Consider the following 18,197-nt stretch of genomic DNA (forward strand, 5'->3'; position numbering starts at 1 on the left):
AGTAAGCGTGGGAATTTCAAAAAAGTGAGAAATATTGTGCAATTAATTTCTCAGTGGGAAATCCCATCTTAGTCACTTTTCACAAATTTGCTCCTTCCCAGCAATTTTTCATTCGAGTTAAGTCTAATCTCCACAATGTAAACCCCAGGCACCAGGCTGTTCATATTGTACTGTAGCAAATCGAAGCTAACAGACTCCCGGGAGAAAACCTGACGACCGTACAAATCAAACACACTTACATTAACCGAACCGTCCGGCCGACGCAATAATTTAAATTCTACCTGGTCTTTTACCGGGTTAGGGTAGATAGCTAAGGCTTCCTTATTGATCTCATTTTCCAGATAATGCACTTTTTTAACTTCGGAATAGATAGTGTCACCAAGTAAGCTGATAATCCTGACCCGGTAATAATTATTACCCGCCAGAGGATAAGAGTCAGTAAAGTCGAACTTAGAAGCTGAGCCTTTTGCGTTAGCAGGCACGAATCCAACGGTCCCGAAGGTTTTTCCGTCTGTTGAGTGTTCAGCCTCGGAACCCATTATCTCGTCATCGCCTGTAATAACCCACTGCAATTCAGCTGCATTATCAGCCTTTTTAACCACGAAGTTCTTAACCTCCAATGGTTTCTTGACAGCAATTGATTTAAAGACGATTGTAAACCTTTTCCCAAAGGTTTCAGACTTGCTCTTATCTACTGTAAAATCATATGTTCCCTGCTTCTTAACTTCCGTTAGAAGATCCGGAAATAATGCATCCTTCAGTAGGATCTGACATCCTTTAAATTTGGGAATGTCGGTGAATCTGAATTTATAGGAACCTGCACGAACTCCATTCATATTTAATCTCACCTCCGCTATCTTGCTAATCTCCGGAACTCCGTTTATTGCAAGGTATCTTCCATCTGATGACATACTCGCGAGGTTTATTAAGCCCCCTGACATATAAATTACATCCTCGTAACCTGCAGTTTCTTTATTACCTTCTTCGAACACTATGGTGGTTTCCTCCGAATTCTGCCCATCAAATATGTTTAGTCTCAGTATTTCCTTACTGGACATAACCTCGTTCGGACCAAATGATATCGGATCAACTGACATCGTGATCTTCTGATCAATCGGCGCCCTCAGAAAACGTCCGGGAGATGCAGACGACTTTGCCCCCTCGGTGAATGAAAGAGTTTCACCTTCTGTTTTAGTAACCACATAAAATCCCTGGCCGGGTTGAATAATTGTCGTGCCCCCATTATTACTTACACCATTTATATAACTTGCTTGCACACCGCCGACTTTATAAATAATAACCGTATTCAATACATTAGTGGATGACTTGGTCACACTATTCCAATCAATACTGCTAGGAAAAGGATTACCAACCAAATTGTAACCATTTGTTGCATCGCCCGGAATAGCGCTGTTATGAAGTACAACAGGAGGAACGCTAAATTTATTTATTGGCCCAAAATAGTTCATTGTGACCGCGTCTGGTGCTGCGTAAGGCGCGTTAACCTTCGTAAAATTAGCAGCATAGCTGCCGCCCTGGCTTCCTCTGAAAAACAAGTAGAAACCGGTGCCGGAAACATTGTGCTCATGGATGGTGGGAATAGTTACAAAGTTAGGTGCGGTAGGTAATGCCGGTTCGTTAAAGCGGGTAATCGTTTCCGCGTAAGGTTGCGCCCACCCTCCCTGGTCAAAACCGTTTGCTTCGCCACCCGCCCCGGTCACTACAATATAATCCTTGATCTGGGCAAACGACTTCTTGCCGCTGGTTATTCCCGAGTCATTAATCGGCGATGACATGACCCTAAAGCCCCTGTTTGCGGAATTTACCCCATCACCCGTAATATAAGATTGCACATTTACATCCCCAATTACGTCTGAATTAGCATTCAGCTTCGTTATATTAGTTGAAATACTCGCCGTAGAAACCATAGTCAAATGACCGGCTGAGTTTATTATACCAGCTGTTGGATTCGCATTACCATACACCCATAACGAATTTCCTAAAAGAACTTCTTCTCCAATACTGTTTACTGTGAATTCTGATAATGCGTTGGTTGTTCCAATTGGCGTTGACTGTACAAACTTTAGACTCTGTGTAAGGACACCGTTAATGACCAACTCACTGCTCTTGCTTCCAATTAATAACCCCTGATTATTAATCGCTGATGTTGATGAAAGACCAAGTGTTCCCAGTGTTAATTTACGCCCGTTCAACTCAATGGTTGCATTACCCAACAGATCGAAATTATTAGACCTAAAATCCACGTTCATTTTAGGAAAGTTTCCATTTACCACATCTGGAATAATTACGCTCTCTCCATCAACGGGCACGCGACAAAGCCAATTTTCTACAGTAGTCCATAGATTATCCGTTCCACCACCAGTCCAAACATAACCTGGCCATATAATAAGATTTATCGCCAGACTAGCATTTGGAGTTACTGTACAGCTGACTGTGTTGGCAGGAGTGCGACTGCTTAAACTAATTATTGTCAAAGATTGTCCGTTATTCGCCGAAGTTACCAGAGCCTGAAAACTTGCAATCCCAGAGGCATCTGCGTTAATATTGTCAACAGTCACAGCTGTACCCGTACCAATTCGATAAGATACAGTTGAGATACTATTGGCTAACAAGCCCGTTAAATTCACTGTCATGTTGGTTCCGCTGGTCACGTTACAAAGTGGCGCCGCCGAAATAGAAGCCAGCGTTGGCGCAGGATTAATAACCAAACTAAACGGACTTGCGACACTTGCGCAACCGGTCGGATTATTCCTGACTGTAATATTTCCCATGTAAGTACCCGCGACAACCCCGGCTGGAGAAACTAGTCCAACCTGTCCGGCAGGAATCGGCGCGTTGTTAATATTTATAAAACCTGCATCAATCGCTGCTTGAGACCAAATAATACTGTATGTCGCCCCAGCTGCAACATTAGTTTGGCTATATGAAAGTGGAGTTGTTTGCGATGCAGCATTATAGCATGCAATGACAACATTGTTTCCCGAAGTGCCGGCGGTAATGGTGGGTACAGGATTTACTGTAACAGTCACTGTAGATACGCCTGCCGCGCATCCATCAATGTAAGAAGTCAAAGTATAAGTAGTGGTTACTGTCGGACTAACAGTCACACTGCCTGTTGTCGGATCGGTAAAAACGGTAGAGGGATTTGACGACCAGACATAAGTTATCGGAAGAACCGCAGGAACACTTACATCATCGATGGCCCAGCTGCTAGCTGTGGTACTCTCATATCTGAATCTAATTCTCAAATTTGATAAACCAATATAATCTGCTAATGAGATGCTTGTTGCTTGCAAAGTTCCGTTTACTCCTGTTATTCCGAAGCTTGTTCCGGTATATTGGGCCAGAAGGTTTTCAGCTGTATATGTAACTCCCCCGTCAGTAGAGATCTCAATAACTGCAGTAGCAGTACCAATTAAATTATATGCCTGCGTAAAATTGAAATTACTTGAATTTTGACCAATTAAACTAAAGACAGACGTCTCCAGTGTTGAAGTTCGTGCGCCATCAACGACAGCAAATTTACCTCCATTAGCGCCGTTATTGTAGGTAATGGTGCTAAAAGTCCTTGGACCGTTGGTTTCGCCCCATGGACCAGCATTTGAATTGTCCCGGCTTGCAGGCAAGAAGTCGCCTGTACTCTGACCATCTCTCCGCCATCCTGCCGGATTTGCTTCACTGAAATTTCCTGAGGAAGTCGAAATACCGGCAACGGGATAGCCGGATGTTGATGATAGAACTGAACTTTCTCCCACACATATTTGAGTAGGCGTAGCAATGGTTGTTGGTGTAGCTTTCACCAATACACTGGCGATACTAATAGTTGAATAAACGGGTGTGCATACCCCGTTTCCTATCACTGCTCTGTAAAGAGTAGTCTGCTGGATATTAGTGTAAACAAGATTCGTTGTGGTATTTGTAACAATTGCCCAAGTAGCACCTCCGTTTATCGATGATTCCCATCTTACAATATTTCCCGTATAACCGGCTAAAGTAATTGTTCCACCGTCACCAACGCAGGCTTCATGAAGCGAAGGGGTAAGTGTTCCACCCGTAGGTAAAGGATTAACAGTGATGGTTGCGACCACGGAATTAGCGGATGCACAAGTTCCATTCTTAACCACTGCACGATAATGCGTTGTTGCGGTAATATTACTGGCTGTTAAGGTGCTGCTTGTGTTAATTATTGGGATACCTGCTGTGGCAAAATTATCCAGTGATGATTCCCATCTGACCACATTGCCGTTTTGCCCGCTTAACGTGAGTACCGTACTGTTTGTTCCCGAGCATACAACACTTCCGCCGCTAATTGTACCGCCGACCGATAGAGGATCAACATTTAGTGTCGCTGTTGCACTGGGAACAGCAGCGCACACACCATTTCCAACCACCGCCCGGTAAGATGTAGTGGCTGTAATATTAGAAACCGTCAGAGTTGTGGTGATATTGTTAATAGGCGACCCTGCTGTAGTAAAATTGTTTAAGGAAGATTCCCATCTCACCACCGTACCGGTATGGCCGCTTAAAGTTAAAGTGGCGCTATTGGTGCCTGAACATACGGTTGCTGCTCCAGCGATTGTACCACCCAAAGAAACCGGGGTAACACTGACGGTTGTTGCCGCGCTGTTTGTAGCAGAGCACACGCCGCTTTGAATAATTGCCCGGTATGAAGTAGTGGCGGTTAAGTTAGTGGCGGTTAACGTAGTCGTGGTATTAGCTATTGAAGTACCTGCTGTAGCAAAATTATTTAATGACGATTCCCATCTGAGAACATTACCAACATGACCGCTTAAAGTTAAAACAGTACTATTAGTGCCTGAGCAAACAGTTGAAGTTCCACTGATCGTGCCACCAACGGAAAGTGGATTGACAGTAATCGTAGATACGGCCGAAAAAGCCATAGAACATGAGCCGCTCTGTACTACCGCCCTGTATGAGGTAGTAGCACTCAAATTACTTGCTGTGAAGGTATTCGTGGTGTTACCTATAGTGGTGCCGGCTGTTGCGAAATTATCCAGAGATGATTCCCAACGGATAACGTTGCCTGTGTGGCCACTTAAAGTTAAAATCGTGTTATTTGTGCCGGAGCATACAGTGACTCCCCCTGCGATTGTCCCTCCTGCGGAAACCGGATCGACGCTTACCATTGCTGCCAGACTATTTGCGATGGCGCAGGTACCATTCTGAATAACTGCCCGATAAGAAGTAGTCACGGTTACGTTGCTGACAATAAGCGTGTTCGTAGTATTAGTTATGGCTGTACCTGCCGTCGCAAAATTATTTACAGAAGATTCCCATCTCACGACTGATCCCGTATGCCCGCTTACCGTTAGTGTTGTACTATTGGTACCAGAACATACCGTGGCCGACCCGGCAACGCTACCACCCACAGAAACGGGTGTTATACTGATGGTTGCCGCAGTACTGCTCGCCGGTGCACATACACCGCTTTGGACAATTGCCCGGTATGAAGTATTTGCTGTCAGGTTACTTGCTGTTAATGTGTTAGTCGTATTAGAAATCGAAACACCTGCAGTAGCAAAATTATCCAGTGATGACTCCCACCTTATCACAGCACCTACATGGCCGTTCAATTTTAAAACGGAGCTATTTGTACCTGAACAAACGGTTGCGTTTCCGCTGACCGAACCGGCAACGGTAAGAGGATTGACGGTTAAGGCAGCAATATTAGATATTACCTGTGAACAACTGCCACTTGGACCGCTGACTACCACATCGTAGTTTCCGGAATTTGTGGTTAAAGATCCGGTTATTGTAAGGGTCGCTGTATTTGCTCCTGTAAAGTTGCCGCCGGAAACGGGAATCCCATTTCTTCGCCAAACATAACTGGCAACACTTCCAGAAGCTGCTGCAGTAAATGATACAGTCGCACCTGCACAAATCGTTTGCGAAACGGGCTGTGTTGTTATAGCCAAACTCTGATTAACAGTCAGCTGCGCATTTGCAGAAGTGACAGGTGCACAGGGAGCACCTCCACTTACCACTACAGTATAAGTTCCGGAGTGTGATACAGCTGCCTGGCTGATGTTTAAGGTGGCGGAGGTTGCTCCTGAAATAACCCCCGCTACGTTATTTACAACATTCCCATCCAGATACCATTGATAAGTCAATCCTGTACCAGTTGCGGCGATTGTAAAGCTAACCGGGAAACTTGAGCAGACCGATTGAGAAGCGGCAGGCTGGGTGGTTATAGCAATCGCCTGATTTACAACTAAAGCGGCGTTGGAGGATACTGCAGGTGTACACGGACCAATGCCAGTTACCTGGATACTGTACAGGCCTGCGTCTGCAGGAGTAACGTTGCTAAGAGTTAAGGTATTAGTAGTAGCTCCTGAAATATTGACTCCTCCCTTTCTCCATTGATAGGTCAATCCGGTACCAGTAGCCGCTACGCTGAAGGTTGCGGTACTTCCGGAACACAATGTCTGAGCGACCGGCTGAGTGTCAATAGCAACAATCTCGTTCACAACTAAGCCCGCATTATTTGACGTTAAAGGTGAACAGGGGCCGGTTCCGGTAACTACCACATTATAGTCGGTGCCTGCATCTCCCGGGGTAACCGAATTGAGATTCAACGTAGCTGAAGTAGCTCCCGCAATATTCGTGGTACCTCTCCTCCATTGATAAGTTAAGCCCGTGCCTGTAGCAACTACCGTGAAACTGACCGGACTTCCGGAGCAGCTTGTTTGCGAAACTGCCGGCTGGGTGATAATGGCAACCACCTGGTTTACCACTAGTGTCGATGTAGAGGATGTCACTGATATACAGGGAGCAGCACCGGTTACTACTACACTATAAGCACCGGCATCGCTGGTTGCTATATTATTAAGTGTTAGCGTTGCCGATGTCGCTCCGGGGATGTTAACTCCACCCTTTCTCCATTGGTAATTAAGGCCGGTACCTGTAGCTGTAACGCTAAAGGTTGCAGCACTTCCTGAACATAGAGTTTGAGTATTTATGGGCTGACTGGTAATGGCCACAACTTCATTGACTACCAGGGCCGCATTAGCTGAAGTAAGCGGACTACATGGGCCGGTACCTGAAATGACCACATTATAATCAGTTCCTGAATCTGTTACTGTAGCTGAAGGAATGGTTAAGGTTGCTGAAGTGGCTCCGGCAATATTAGTTGTTCCCCTTCTCCATTGATAGGTCAACCCGGTACCGGTAGCAGCCACCGTGAAACTTACAGCACTTCCCGAACAGACTGTTTGACTAGCTGCAGGTTGAGTAGTTATAGCAACGACCTGGTTGACTGCCAGCACTGATGTGGATGATGTAACCGGAGCACAAGGACTTGTGCCGCTAACTATTACAGTGTAGTTTCCAGCATCAGCTGTAGTCACATTATTTAGAGCAAGAGTGGAAGAAGTGGCTCCTGGAATGTTAACTCCGCCTTTTCGCCACTGATAGGAAAGGCCTGTCCCGGTAGCAGCAACACTGAATGTCGCGGTACTCCCGGAGCATAGAATTTGAGAGGCTAAAGGCTGACTAGTTATTAAAGGCACTTGATTCACAGTTACCGTGAGTTGCGCTGTTCCGGCTACTGCTGGTGTACAATTACCTGAGGGTAAATTCGTAGTAACAAGAAGGGTTACATTACCATTTGTTATCGCAGGAGTATAAGTCGCACTAACGGTAATCGGATTTGTTCCGGCTGTAACTACGTTGGTGAAAGTTCCACTTGGAGCACTCCACGTCGCGCTGGTAGCATTACCCGTTAATGTAGCTACGACATTTATGGGTTGTCCGGAACACACGGATTGATTCGAGCCGACTGTTACACCGGCAAATTTATTAACGCTGATACCAAAGGTCTGTGACACAGCACTGCTGCCGCATGGATTAGAAGCAACAACGGTAACCGGTTGATTATTCGAAATACTTGCTGCCGATGTTATATTAACCGTTACTTGATTACCAGATTGGGAGGCAATTACAAATCCCGGTGGGAATGACCAGGTATAGCTTGTTGCAACCCCACTAGCCAAAGCTCCGGCAGTATAGGTTTCAGTAGTAACGGGACAAACAGAATTACTTCCTGTAATTCTACCGGGACCTCCATTGGCAAAACTGGGCGCACCTACGTAAGTAGTCATCGTGACAGGATTGCTTGTCACGGTCACTGTAGAAACACAGGGAGCGTTTGACGTCATCACAACACTTATGATTGAGCTTGTTCCAAGCGAAGTGGCTGTATATGTTGCCCCGGTAGCTCCGGCTATGTTTACGCCATTATTTCTCCACTGGTACGTCGGTGCAGTACCTCCGTTTGTAGGTGTGGCTGTAAAGGTCACGGGCGTAGAACCTCCCGGTGATGTTGAGCAGATTGATGTTGAGGTTGAAGATATTGTAACCGAAGGAACCAACGTAGGATTTATTAGTACAGAAGTAGTTCCCGCAGCACTGGCACAACCATTAACAGTTACGGTCAAACTATATGTCCCAGCCATGGCTGCTGTAGCATTGTTAATTACTGGATTTTGTACGGCACTGGTAAAACCATTCGGCCCGGTCCAGGAATAAGTGGCTCCGGTAACAGCAGGTGTGGTTAAATTAATACTACTGCCAGGGCACACAGGACCGTTACTGCTTGCTGCCGGTGTCGCCGGAATAGGATTAACCACTACATTGGTTGTCCCGGCCGTGCTGGTACAACCATCCACGGTTATGATTAAACTATAAACCCCCGCCCTTGAAGCTGTAGCACCCGAGATGGTGGGATTTTGAACGGTACTTGTAAAACCATTAGGCCCTGTCCATGAATAGGTAGCTCCAGCTACTGCAGCCGTCGAAAGATTGATCGTCCCACCCACACAGACCGAACTGTTACTGCTGACAACGGGTGTTGCCGGGACCGCATTAACGACCACAGTTGTAGTTCCTGCGGGGCTGGTGCAACCATTTATAATGATTGTAACACTATAAACGCCTGCCATTGCCGTCGTAGCATTTGAGATCACCGGATTCTGAACCGCACTTATGAAGCCATTGGGGCCGGTCCATGAGTAAGTTGCTCCCGCAACAGTAGGTGTCGATAAATTAATAGGGCTGCCCACGCAAGCCGGGCTGTTACTGCTTGCTATTGGCGTTGCCGGGATGGCATTAATAACTACGGTTGTTGTACCAGCCAGGCTGGTACAGCCATCTAAGGTAATGGATACACTGTACACCCCTGCCATGCCAATTGTTGAGGCCGGTATAACAGGATTTTGATCGGTACTCGTGAAGTTATTCGGTCCAGTCCAGGAATAAGTGGCTCCCGCAACTGTAGGAGTAGCTAAGTTAATGGCGCTTCCCGCACAGACTGCTCCACCATTTGAAGCTGTAGGTCTCAACGGCAATGCATTCACAACGACAGAAGTACTGCCGGGTAAACTTGCACAGCCATTCACAGTTACAGTCACACTGTAATCGCCGGCCATTGCAGAAGTTGCATTAGCAATAGTTGGATTTTGCAGGGAGCTGGTAAAACCGTTTGGCCCTGTCCATGAATAAGTCGCGCCTGTTACCGATGCTGTGGTTAAATTAATTGTGCTGCCCGCGCAGAGCGGTCCGCTATTTCCGGATACAGGAGTCGCAGGAATCGGATTCACTATAACAGTAGTTGTTCCTGCCGGACTTATGCAGCCATTTAAGGTAACGGTCACGCTATACACCCCAGCCATTGCAGAAGCTGCATTTGCAATAGATGGATTTTGATCGGAACTGGTGAAACCTGCAGGCCCCGTCCACAAGTAAGTAGCCCCTCCTATTGTTGCTGTGCTTAGCGTAATATCACTGCCTTCGCAGACCGGACCAGTATTTGAAGCTATTGGCGTAGCTGGAATGTTGTTGACGGTTATAGGAAACTGGCTGCTGGTGACCGGGTTAGTTACAGTGCACGAAGCATTCGAAGTTAAAACAACTGTAACCACACTCCCGTCAGTTAAGCTCGCAGTTTTAAAGGTTGCACTAGTTTCCCCCGAAACATTTAAGCCGTTGATCTGCCACTGATACGCAGGCAACAACCCCCCATTAGTGGGATCTGCCGTAAATGTTACCTCGGTACCTGCACAAACCGCTCCTGAAGGACTAGCCGAAATACTAACTGTAGGTGTCACCGCAGCAAATAGTGATAATGATCCAAAACTTGTGGTTGCGTCAATACCGTTAAAACCCGTTGAACTGCTCGAAGTAATATTACCACTCGCAGCGGTAGTCGTTGTAGCCTGAACCTGCAAACCAGTAATTGTAAATGCGTCCAACCCATTTGCATTAGCTCCAGCGACTGTTATTGTCAAAGCTGAAGATGTTAAGCCATTGGTAGCTGTTCCAAGCGCAGAGATATTTGCGTTAGCTGTAAACGAATAAGTCAGTGTTGACAATGTATTAAACTCCCAGCCAGCCGGCGCGTTGAGCGTCAGGGTTAGAGGAGATCCAGTAAAATCAAAGTCACCACTGACCCCTTCAGTGATTACAATATTCCCCAGCGTAGTATAAGCAGGCGAACCACCACCTACAGCCGTATTACTACAGATATCTTGACCATTAACAGGCGCAGTAACAACAGTTTGCGCGAGAGACAATAAAGATCCCAACAATAAAAAACAAAGTGAGAAAGCTGTTTTAAGAACAGTTGATCTTAATAATCCGCTTATAGAAGAAGTATTCGGAAACCTTTGACCGGTCGATTTATTAACGAAGCAATCTGATGTAAATAGTCCTGTAAAAACTCCCATAGAATCCGGATAAATGTATTTCACAATTACCACTATCAAGCCACATCCAACTCCGTTTCAGGAATCAGAAGCTGCGACTTTAATAAGGGCTATTATAGAATTAGATAATGCTGGACCGGATGGATGGGCTCAACACGGTAATATAAAATAGAAAGACAACGATTTTAATTGTTGTAATCAAGAAAAACGGTATTTACATTAAACGAAACACTTTTTCTTGCTTTCTTTTTAATATACTAAGATAATAAAAGGAAAAACAATTATTTGAGGGGAGATACCAAAGGTTTTTGGCAATTTAATCGCTGCATGGGCTGTATTATCACACATTTCGTGCAAATGCTACACAAACTTATATCTTTTATAAAAGAGTAAAAATATAATACAATAAAATTAAAAATGTATTAAACAGGTTCTCAGAATATCAGGATAAGAATCTCAATACGGGAAATATATCAACAAATGGAGGAAGTAAATCCTGTTAAAATGGAAAGGGAAGAAACTTATTCCCCTATCCCGCCAGCTCCGGATTCACAGTCAAAAACTCCTGATACGCTTCACTCAACTCTTTCGCTGAACGCACTACAAAGTCCTGACCCCAGGGATCCCATGAGATAAATTTGAGTTTTTCCTCACCAGACGTTTCATTATTTTTCGAAGATTTCGAGACCTCTTCAAACACTCCAAAATTGCCTAAAGTATAGTAATTTATACAGGTATATTTACTATCTAATAGATGTGACTTAACTAATTCGAAACCCATGGAGTCAATCCAGTTTTTGATGGCTGTAATTTTAGAGGCATGCATGACGTGCTGATTTTGAAGGTATTAAGCTAACGAAAAAACGCAACTCTAGTTTTATTTATCTTTAAATAAGCGATATCTCTGTTAACGACTGGTAAAAATCTGTATTAGGTATTTTCCTCATTTTGAAAAATTCTTCGCTTTAAAAAAGTCGGTGGGAAGGAGGGCCTGAACTCACAAAATTCTAAGAGCGGGAACTGCAGGAACGATATTGTAGCTTTCCTCGGGTCTGGTTCGTGTCTTGCCGCTAAATTAGCGGCAAGACACGAACCAGAGTAAAGCAAGACACGACCTGGTTCTTCATTAATATGCTTGATTGCCTCTGGTTTTTAAATCGAAGCGGATTGGTACCCTGCCTTAGAAGACAGACCAGGTTGGAAAATGCGTTAGGATAATCTCATAAGTGTAAAACGAGGTTCTGAATAGAAAATATCAACTTTTTGTACTATTGTCTATCCAGCAACTCAACACAGTAGCGAATGGATGTCTTGCAACATCAGTTGTTACATGAGAATCACCTTTTAATAATATAGATATATGTTTTTACTGGGCCTGTTCGTTCATCGATTTCATCTTTAGTCTAAATACTGCTAATTGTTAACAGGTCCTTTAACCCCTTTTTGACTTTTCTTTTTAGTACCCTTTCCTGGCGTTCTATTCATATCACGGTGTTTTTGCATTTCGGCCTTGTTCATCATTCGCCTTTGATTAAACATATTTTGATTTTTATAAATTCTTCCCGACATATCCATGCACTCCCCGTTTGACATCCGAAGCCGTTCCTGGTTTTTTAAAGCATATGATCCGTCGGGATTAACCACGGTTCCATTCTTCAATTTTATTTGGCTTTTAACTTCATTCCTCACTCCCTGCCTCATCTGGTATAGTTTTCCATCCTGAAAATGCAGATGTTCTTCCTGATGTATCCTGTCCCGCTTTTGGATACCACTCCTTGTCTGGTCTCTTTTAAGTGAAGTATCCTGTGCCTGCACAGTGCCAGCAATCATAATAAATGAGATCATAACAGTGTTTAAATTTTTCATGACGATCTTTTTTGATTCAAATTAAAATTACATCCCTTCTTTTGCTGAACTACTGATCATTGTCAATTGGCTTACTGATTCCAGTCTTGTTTGCACCGGCTTTTGATATCAGTGGAAAAGCAAGTCTGTCATTGGATAAAGAGGATTAAACTTCCCTTTTTAAAAAAATTCAATAGCTTATTGACTATAAATTGAAGCCGTAGGATTTTCTATTTTAGAATGGATTATGAATGGAAATTATGACGGAGGAAATATCAGAATTCATGATATCAGTTTTAACCGGTATTGCTTAATACTAGCAAATGTTGTTACTCCTACTGCCTTTTAAAAGACTTAATGCGCAAGAGCCTTTAAAAAAGCTGAGCCAAGCTTCCTTTAATAAAAAAACCCCGAAAAATCGGGGTCTGGGGTGGGAGTTACTGGATTCGAACCAGCGACCCTTACCTTGTCGAGGTAATGCTCTAAACCAGCTGAGCTAAACTCCCGGAAATAAGAAAACCCCGATGAATCGGGGTTTTCAGTGGGAGATACTGGGTTCGAACCAGTGACCCTCTGCTTGTAAGGCAGATGCTCTGAACCAGCTGAGCTAATCTCCCCGTGTTTGGGAATGCAAATATATACCTCTGATGCTATATCCCAAAATAATTTTCACATTTTTAGCTAAGCACCTCTTCCAGAACAAGATGCGATTTTATCTGGCCAAAACTTTCTATGTGCAAACGGTAATATTCAAGAATTTTTGCCAGCAAAGTCCTTCGATCCGGGCCGGAGATGTGAAGCAAATGCAGATTATCAAAGTTACTCTGCAGAAGTTTCAGCCATAAGCTGGTTAAAGGCTGCTCGATTAATGAGCTATGCGGCGGCATCTGTTTTGCGAAATTTCCATTGGTCAGATCAAAATAATTGGCTGAATGGGCAACACTTAAATCTGGGTAAAAGCCCAGGAAGCGGGTTAATCGCAATAGGAAATAGAGATGAAAGTTAGCTGCTCCGGCCTCTATCCTATCCAGGATTTCGATTGCGTGGAAAAGGAATTCAAATAATACTTCGTCGGCGGTTTGCTGTTTAATGGCCTTGTAAAGCACCTCGTTTAAAAATAGTACCAGCGAACTCTTTACAATGTCGTAAGGGATACTTAGAAATACGGGTTGCTGCCTTACTTCTGAAACACGTTGAATATTACCGCTCGATTTATGATAAACCACCATTTCCAGCAGGTGCAAAGGCTGTAAAATATTCATGCTAATTTTTGCCTTTGGCTTCTTCACCCCATTGATCAAATAGGATTGAAGGCCGAACTTCTCGGTAAAGACCTGCACCACAACACTGCTTTCAGCATAGCTGGTAGTTTTTAATACGATGCCCCGGGTTTTATGAAGCATGATTAAATGAGCTTGGGTACGAATACCATAAGGCCTATTAGTACGGCAAGAAAAGTTGTAATTAAAACTGCGGCTGCGGCAACATCTTTCACCACCCCAGCTTTTGTATGATAGTTTGGCGACACCAGGTCAACCAAAACCTCTAAAGCAGTATTGAATAACTCGGCAATTAACACAATACCAATAGCAAAGAAGATCCACAGCCACTCCCCTGTATTCAGTTTTAACAGATACCCAAGCAAAAGAGCTAATAAAGCGCTGAAACTATGAACCTTGAAATTTAATTGAGTACGGAAAGCGTAACTAAGGCCTTTCCAGGCATAGGTAAAGCTCAGAAGGAATTTTTTCATTGTTGCAGGCTGTAAAGGCTTTACTTGCCTTTGTTAGCTTCATCGGCATTCTCAAGTTTTTCCGCATCATCGGCTCTCTGCTCAAGTAGGCCGCGGCGTTCAATCTTCCGGATAAAACTGTAAATGATATACAGAAATCCTAAACCAAAGGCGATGTATCCAATTATCATTGCCCAGCCGTATTTCATCAGTTCAGTATCCTTCAGATAATATCCGAATAAGATGAGCCCAACACCCGCTAAAAATAGCAGTAGACCGCGTTTCAGGTATTTATTAATCATAATAGTATTTACTAACAAACATACACATTAGTTTTTTCGAATATATTCAGCACTTCTTTCGATTTAAATGTTTCATCTGACTGTAATTTCACATCCGGAAAACGCACTATTCACCCAATATACTAAGATTTTAGGCTTTATTTTCATAACTTTGCAACCTTAATTTTAAGGGATAAAGCGCTGATGTACAAAGAATATAAGCAACTTAATTTATCACAAACCGGGAAAGATATTCTGGAGCATTGGAAAGCTAATGACATTTTTGGGAAAAGTATTTCAAATCGTCCGGCTTCCAAACCTTATACATTCTACGAAGGACCACCGTCGGCAAATGGGATGCCAGGCATCCATCACGTGATGGCGCGAGCTATTAAAGATATTTTTTGCCGTTATAAAACGCTTAAAGGTTACCAGGTAAAACGCAAGGGCGGGTGGGATACCCATGGTCTTCCCATTGAGCTGGCTGTTGAGAAGAAACTGGGCATTACCAAAGATGATATTGGGAGAAAGATCTCTGTTGAAGATTATAATTCGGCTTGCCGGACCGAGGTCATGAAATACACTGACATCTGGAACGACCTGACCGAGAAGATGGGTTATTGGGTGGACCTTGAAAAACCTTACATCACTTATCAAAACGAATACATTGAAAGTTTATGGTGGATTTTAAAAGAGTTCTACAATAAAGGGCTTCTTTATAAAGGATATACCGTTCAGCCTTATTCGCCGGCGGCAGGTACAGGATTGAGCTCGCATGAGTTGAATCAGCCTGGCACCTACCGAATGCTGAAGGATACTTCTATCGTTGCGCAGTTTAAAGTTAAACCTGACCAGGTGCATCCGTTGATTCCGACTTTATTTTCTGATGAAGCTGAGGATACGACTATTCTGGCCTGGACAACCACCCCGTGGACGTTACCTGCCAACTGCGCTTTAGCGGTTGGTGAAAAAATATCGTATGTAAAGATCAAAACCTTTAATCAATACACTTTTGCCCCTGTAAGCGTTGTGCTTGCGAAGGAACTTGTTTCTAAATATTTTAAAAAAGAGGCTGAGAACATTTCTTTCCAGGATTATAAGTACGGTGATAAACTTATTCCGTGGGAGATTGCGGCAGAGTTCAAAGGAGCAGATTTATTGAATCTTCGCTACTTCCAGCTAATGCCGTATGTGAGCAATGAAAATCTGGAGAAAAATGCCTTCCGTGTTATACCTGCTGACTTTGTGACTACCGAAGATGGAACGGGCATAGTACATACCGCTTCTGTGTTTGGCGCTGATGACTTTAGGGTTTGCCGGGAGAATAATATTCCCTCGGTAATGGTTATCGACGAGAAAGGAAACGAGTATCCGCTGGTAAACAGGCAGGGAAAATTTGTTGATGAAGTAACGGATTTTGCCGGCCGCTTCGTTAAGGAAGAATATTATAGTGACGAGGAGCGCAAAGATCCGGACTTCAAGCCGACAGACGTCCTTATCGCCATCAAGTTGAAAGAGGACAATAAAGCCTTTGATGTTAAAAAATACGAGCACAGTTATCCGCATTGCTGGCGTACAGATAAACCGGTTTTATATTACCCTTTGGATAGCTGGTTTATTAAAACTACTGCTGTAAAGGACCGGATGGTTGAACTGAACAAAACGATTAACTGGAAACCAGAATCAACAGGTACCGGCCGTTTCGGTAATTGGCTGGAAAACCTGGTTGACTGGAACCTTTCCCGTTCTCGTTTTTGGGGAACACCCTTACCAATCTGGCGAAGCGAAGATGGATCTGAGGAGTTATGCATCGGATCTATAGATGAACTGAATCAGGGCATAAGAAAATCTGTGGAGGCAGGTTTTATGGATGTCGCTTTCGAGCTTAAAGACATGCATCGTCCGTATGTGGATGATGTGATCCTTGTATCGCCCACAGGTAAAAAGATGTATCGGGAAACTGACCTGATTGATGTCTGGTTCGATTCGGGTGCAATGCCTTATGCCCAGTGGCATTTTCCATTTGAAAATAAGGAAGAATTTAAAAATGCTTACCCGGCAGATTTTATAGCCGAAGGTGTAGATCAAACCCGGGGGTGGTTCTTCACTCTACACGCAATAGCTGTGATGCTAAGCGAAACAAGTGACGAGATTAAAGCCATCAATAAAGAGATAGGCAATAGTGGTATATCTTTCAAAAATGTCGTTTCAAATGGCTTAGTGCTTGATAAGAACGGTAACAAAATGTCGAAACGCCTTGGCAATGGTGTTGACCCCTTTGAAACCATAGATAAATATAGTGCCGATGCCACACGTTGGTATATGATCAGTAATGCATCGCCGTGGGACAATTTAAAATTTAATATTGAAGGTCTTGATGAGGTAAGGCGCAAGTTTTTTGGCACCCTATATAACACTTACGCTTTCTTCTCCTTGTATGCGAACATTGATGGTTTTGCTTACAAGGAGGATGAAATAGATATTTCCCAAAGACCTGAAATTGATCAATGGATCATTTCATTACTTAATTCACTAATAAAGGAAGTCGATTCGTACTATGCTGATTTTGAACCTACAAAGGCTGCACGAGCAATTCAGAACTTTGTTGATGAAAATTTAAGTAATTGGTATGTTCGTTTGTGCAGGCGTCGCTTTTGGAAAGGAGAATATACCATTGATAAGATTTCAGCATATCAAACCCTTTACACCTCTTTAACAACAATCGCAAAATTGATGTCGCCCGTTGCGCCCTTCTTTAGCGACCGCTTATTTCTGGATCTAAATTCGGCAACCAGCAAAGAGCAGTCTGAATCAGTGCATCTGGCTGATTTTCCTGAATATAGAGAGGCCTTAGTTGATAAAGCGCTTGAAGAGCGAATGAGCCTGGCTCAGGATATTTCTTCTATGATCTTATCATTAAGGAAGAAATCTGGCATCAATGTACGTCAACCCCTATCAAAAGCATTGTTGCCCGTGTTGGATCAAGGCTTTGGAGCTAAAGTGCAGATGGTCAAAGATTTGATATTGTCAGAAACTAATATAAAAGAGATTCAGTTTATAACCGATACCGCTGGCGTTATCAGCAAAAAGATAAAGCCAAACTTTAAAGCACTCGGCGCGAAAGTAGGTAAGGATATGAAGCTGGTAGCTAATGCCATCAACTCCTTCAGTCAGGCTGATATAAGCCAGCTCGAATCAGAGGGTCAGATTGCTATTCCCGAAACACAATATACTATTGATCTGGTTGACGTGGAAATATATGCGGAAGACGTTCCCGGCTGGCAGGTAACTTCTTTGGGCAACCTGACGGTCGCTCTGGATGTAACCATTACTGAAGAGCTTCTTCAGGAAGGGATTTCACGGGAGCTGGTCAACCGGATTCAAAATTTGAGAAAAGAATTGAATTTTGAGGTGACGGATAAAATTGACGTACGTATACAGGAGCACCCATATATCGCGCAGGCGGTAAGAAATAATTTATTATATATTTGCGCCGAAATCCTGGCAAATTCATTAATAGTTGATAATGAAGCCGCTGAAGGAAAAAAAGTTGTCATAGATGATAAAGAAATCATGATTTTAATAACAAAAGCCTAA

At 43.6% G+C, this 18,197-nt stretch carries 7 protein-coding genes and 2 tRNA genes; 1 reads left to right on the forward strand and 8 read right to left on the reverse strand.

Annotated elements, in window-relative coordinates; translation table 11 throughout:
- Positions 1–68 precede the first annotated feature (68 nt).
- The 8 genes from AC1MCB_RS13650 to AC1MCB_RS13685 all read right to left on the reverse strand — a co-directional run bounded on the left by AC1MCB_RS13650 (position 69) and on the right by AC1MCB_RS13685 (position 14,621).
- The gene (locus AC1MCB_RS13650; RefSeq protein WP_479965263.1) at positions 69–10,763 is read right to left on the reverse strand and encodes a T9SS type A sorting domain-containing protein; all 10,695 of its coding nucleotides are present in this window, start codon (positions 10,761–10,763) and stop codon (positions 69–71) included.
- Between the two features lie 508 nt (positions 10,764–11,271).
- Positions 11,272–11,568, reverse strand: a complete 297-nt coding sequence (locus tag AC1MCB_RS13655; RefSeq protein ID WP_479965264.1) for a hypothetical protein — start codon at positions 11,566–11,568, stop codon at positions 11,272–11,274.
- Between the two features lie 587 nt (positions 11,569–12,155).
- Positions 12,156–12,608: a DUF6799 domain-containing protein gene (locus AC1MCB_RS13660; RefSeq protein WP_479965265.1), complete on the reverse strand. Its 453-nt coding sequence runs from the start codon at positions 12,606–12,608 to the stop codon at positions 12,156–12,158.
- A 410-nt stretch (positions 12,609–13,018) separates the two neighbouring features.
- Positions 13,019–13,093: transfer RNA gene (locus AC1MCB_RS13665), tRNA-Val, on the reverse strand.
- A gap of 36 nt (positions 13,094–13,129) precedes the next feature.
- Positions 13,130–13,204 (reverse strand) — tRNA-Val (locus AC1MCB_RS13670).
- 60 nt (positions 13,205–13,264) lie between these two features.
- Positions 13,265–13,990 carry a DNA repair protein RecO gene (gene recO, locus AC1MCB_RS13675; RefSeq protein ID WP_479965266.1) on the reverse strand — a complete coding sequence of 242 codons (726 nt, stop codon included), beginning with the start codon at positions 13,988–13,990 and terminating at the stop codon, positions 13,265–13,267.
- Positions 13,991–13,992: 2 nt separating this feature from the next.
- Positions 13,993–14,340: a diacylglycerol kinase family protein gene (locus AC1MCB_RS13680; RefSeq protein ID WP_479965267.1), complete on the reverse strand. Its 348-nt coding sequence runs from the start codon at positions 14,338–14,340 to the stop codon at positions 13,993–13,995.
- 20 nt (positions 14,341–14,360) lie between these two features.
- Positions 14,361–14,621 (reverse strand): signal peptidase, encoded by a 261-nt coding sequence (locus AC1MCB_RS13685; protein ID WP_479965268.1) that lies wholly within the window; start codon positions 14,619–14,621, stop codon positions 14,361–14,363.
- A 183-nt stretch (positions 14,622–14,804) separates the two neighbouring features.
- Between AC1MCB_RS13685 and ileS the strand changes: the two genes are divergently transcribed.
- Positions 14,805–18,197, forward strand: a complete 3,393-nt coding sequence (gene ileS / locus AC1MCB_RS13690; RefSeq protein ID WP_479965269.1) for an isoleucine--tRNA ligase — start codon at positions 14,805–14,807, stop codon at positions 18,195–18,197.

It is taken from the genome of Daejeonella sp. AP26, assembly GCF_056680515.1.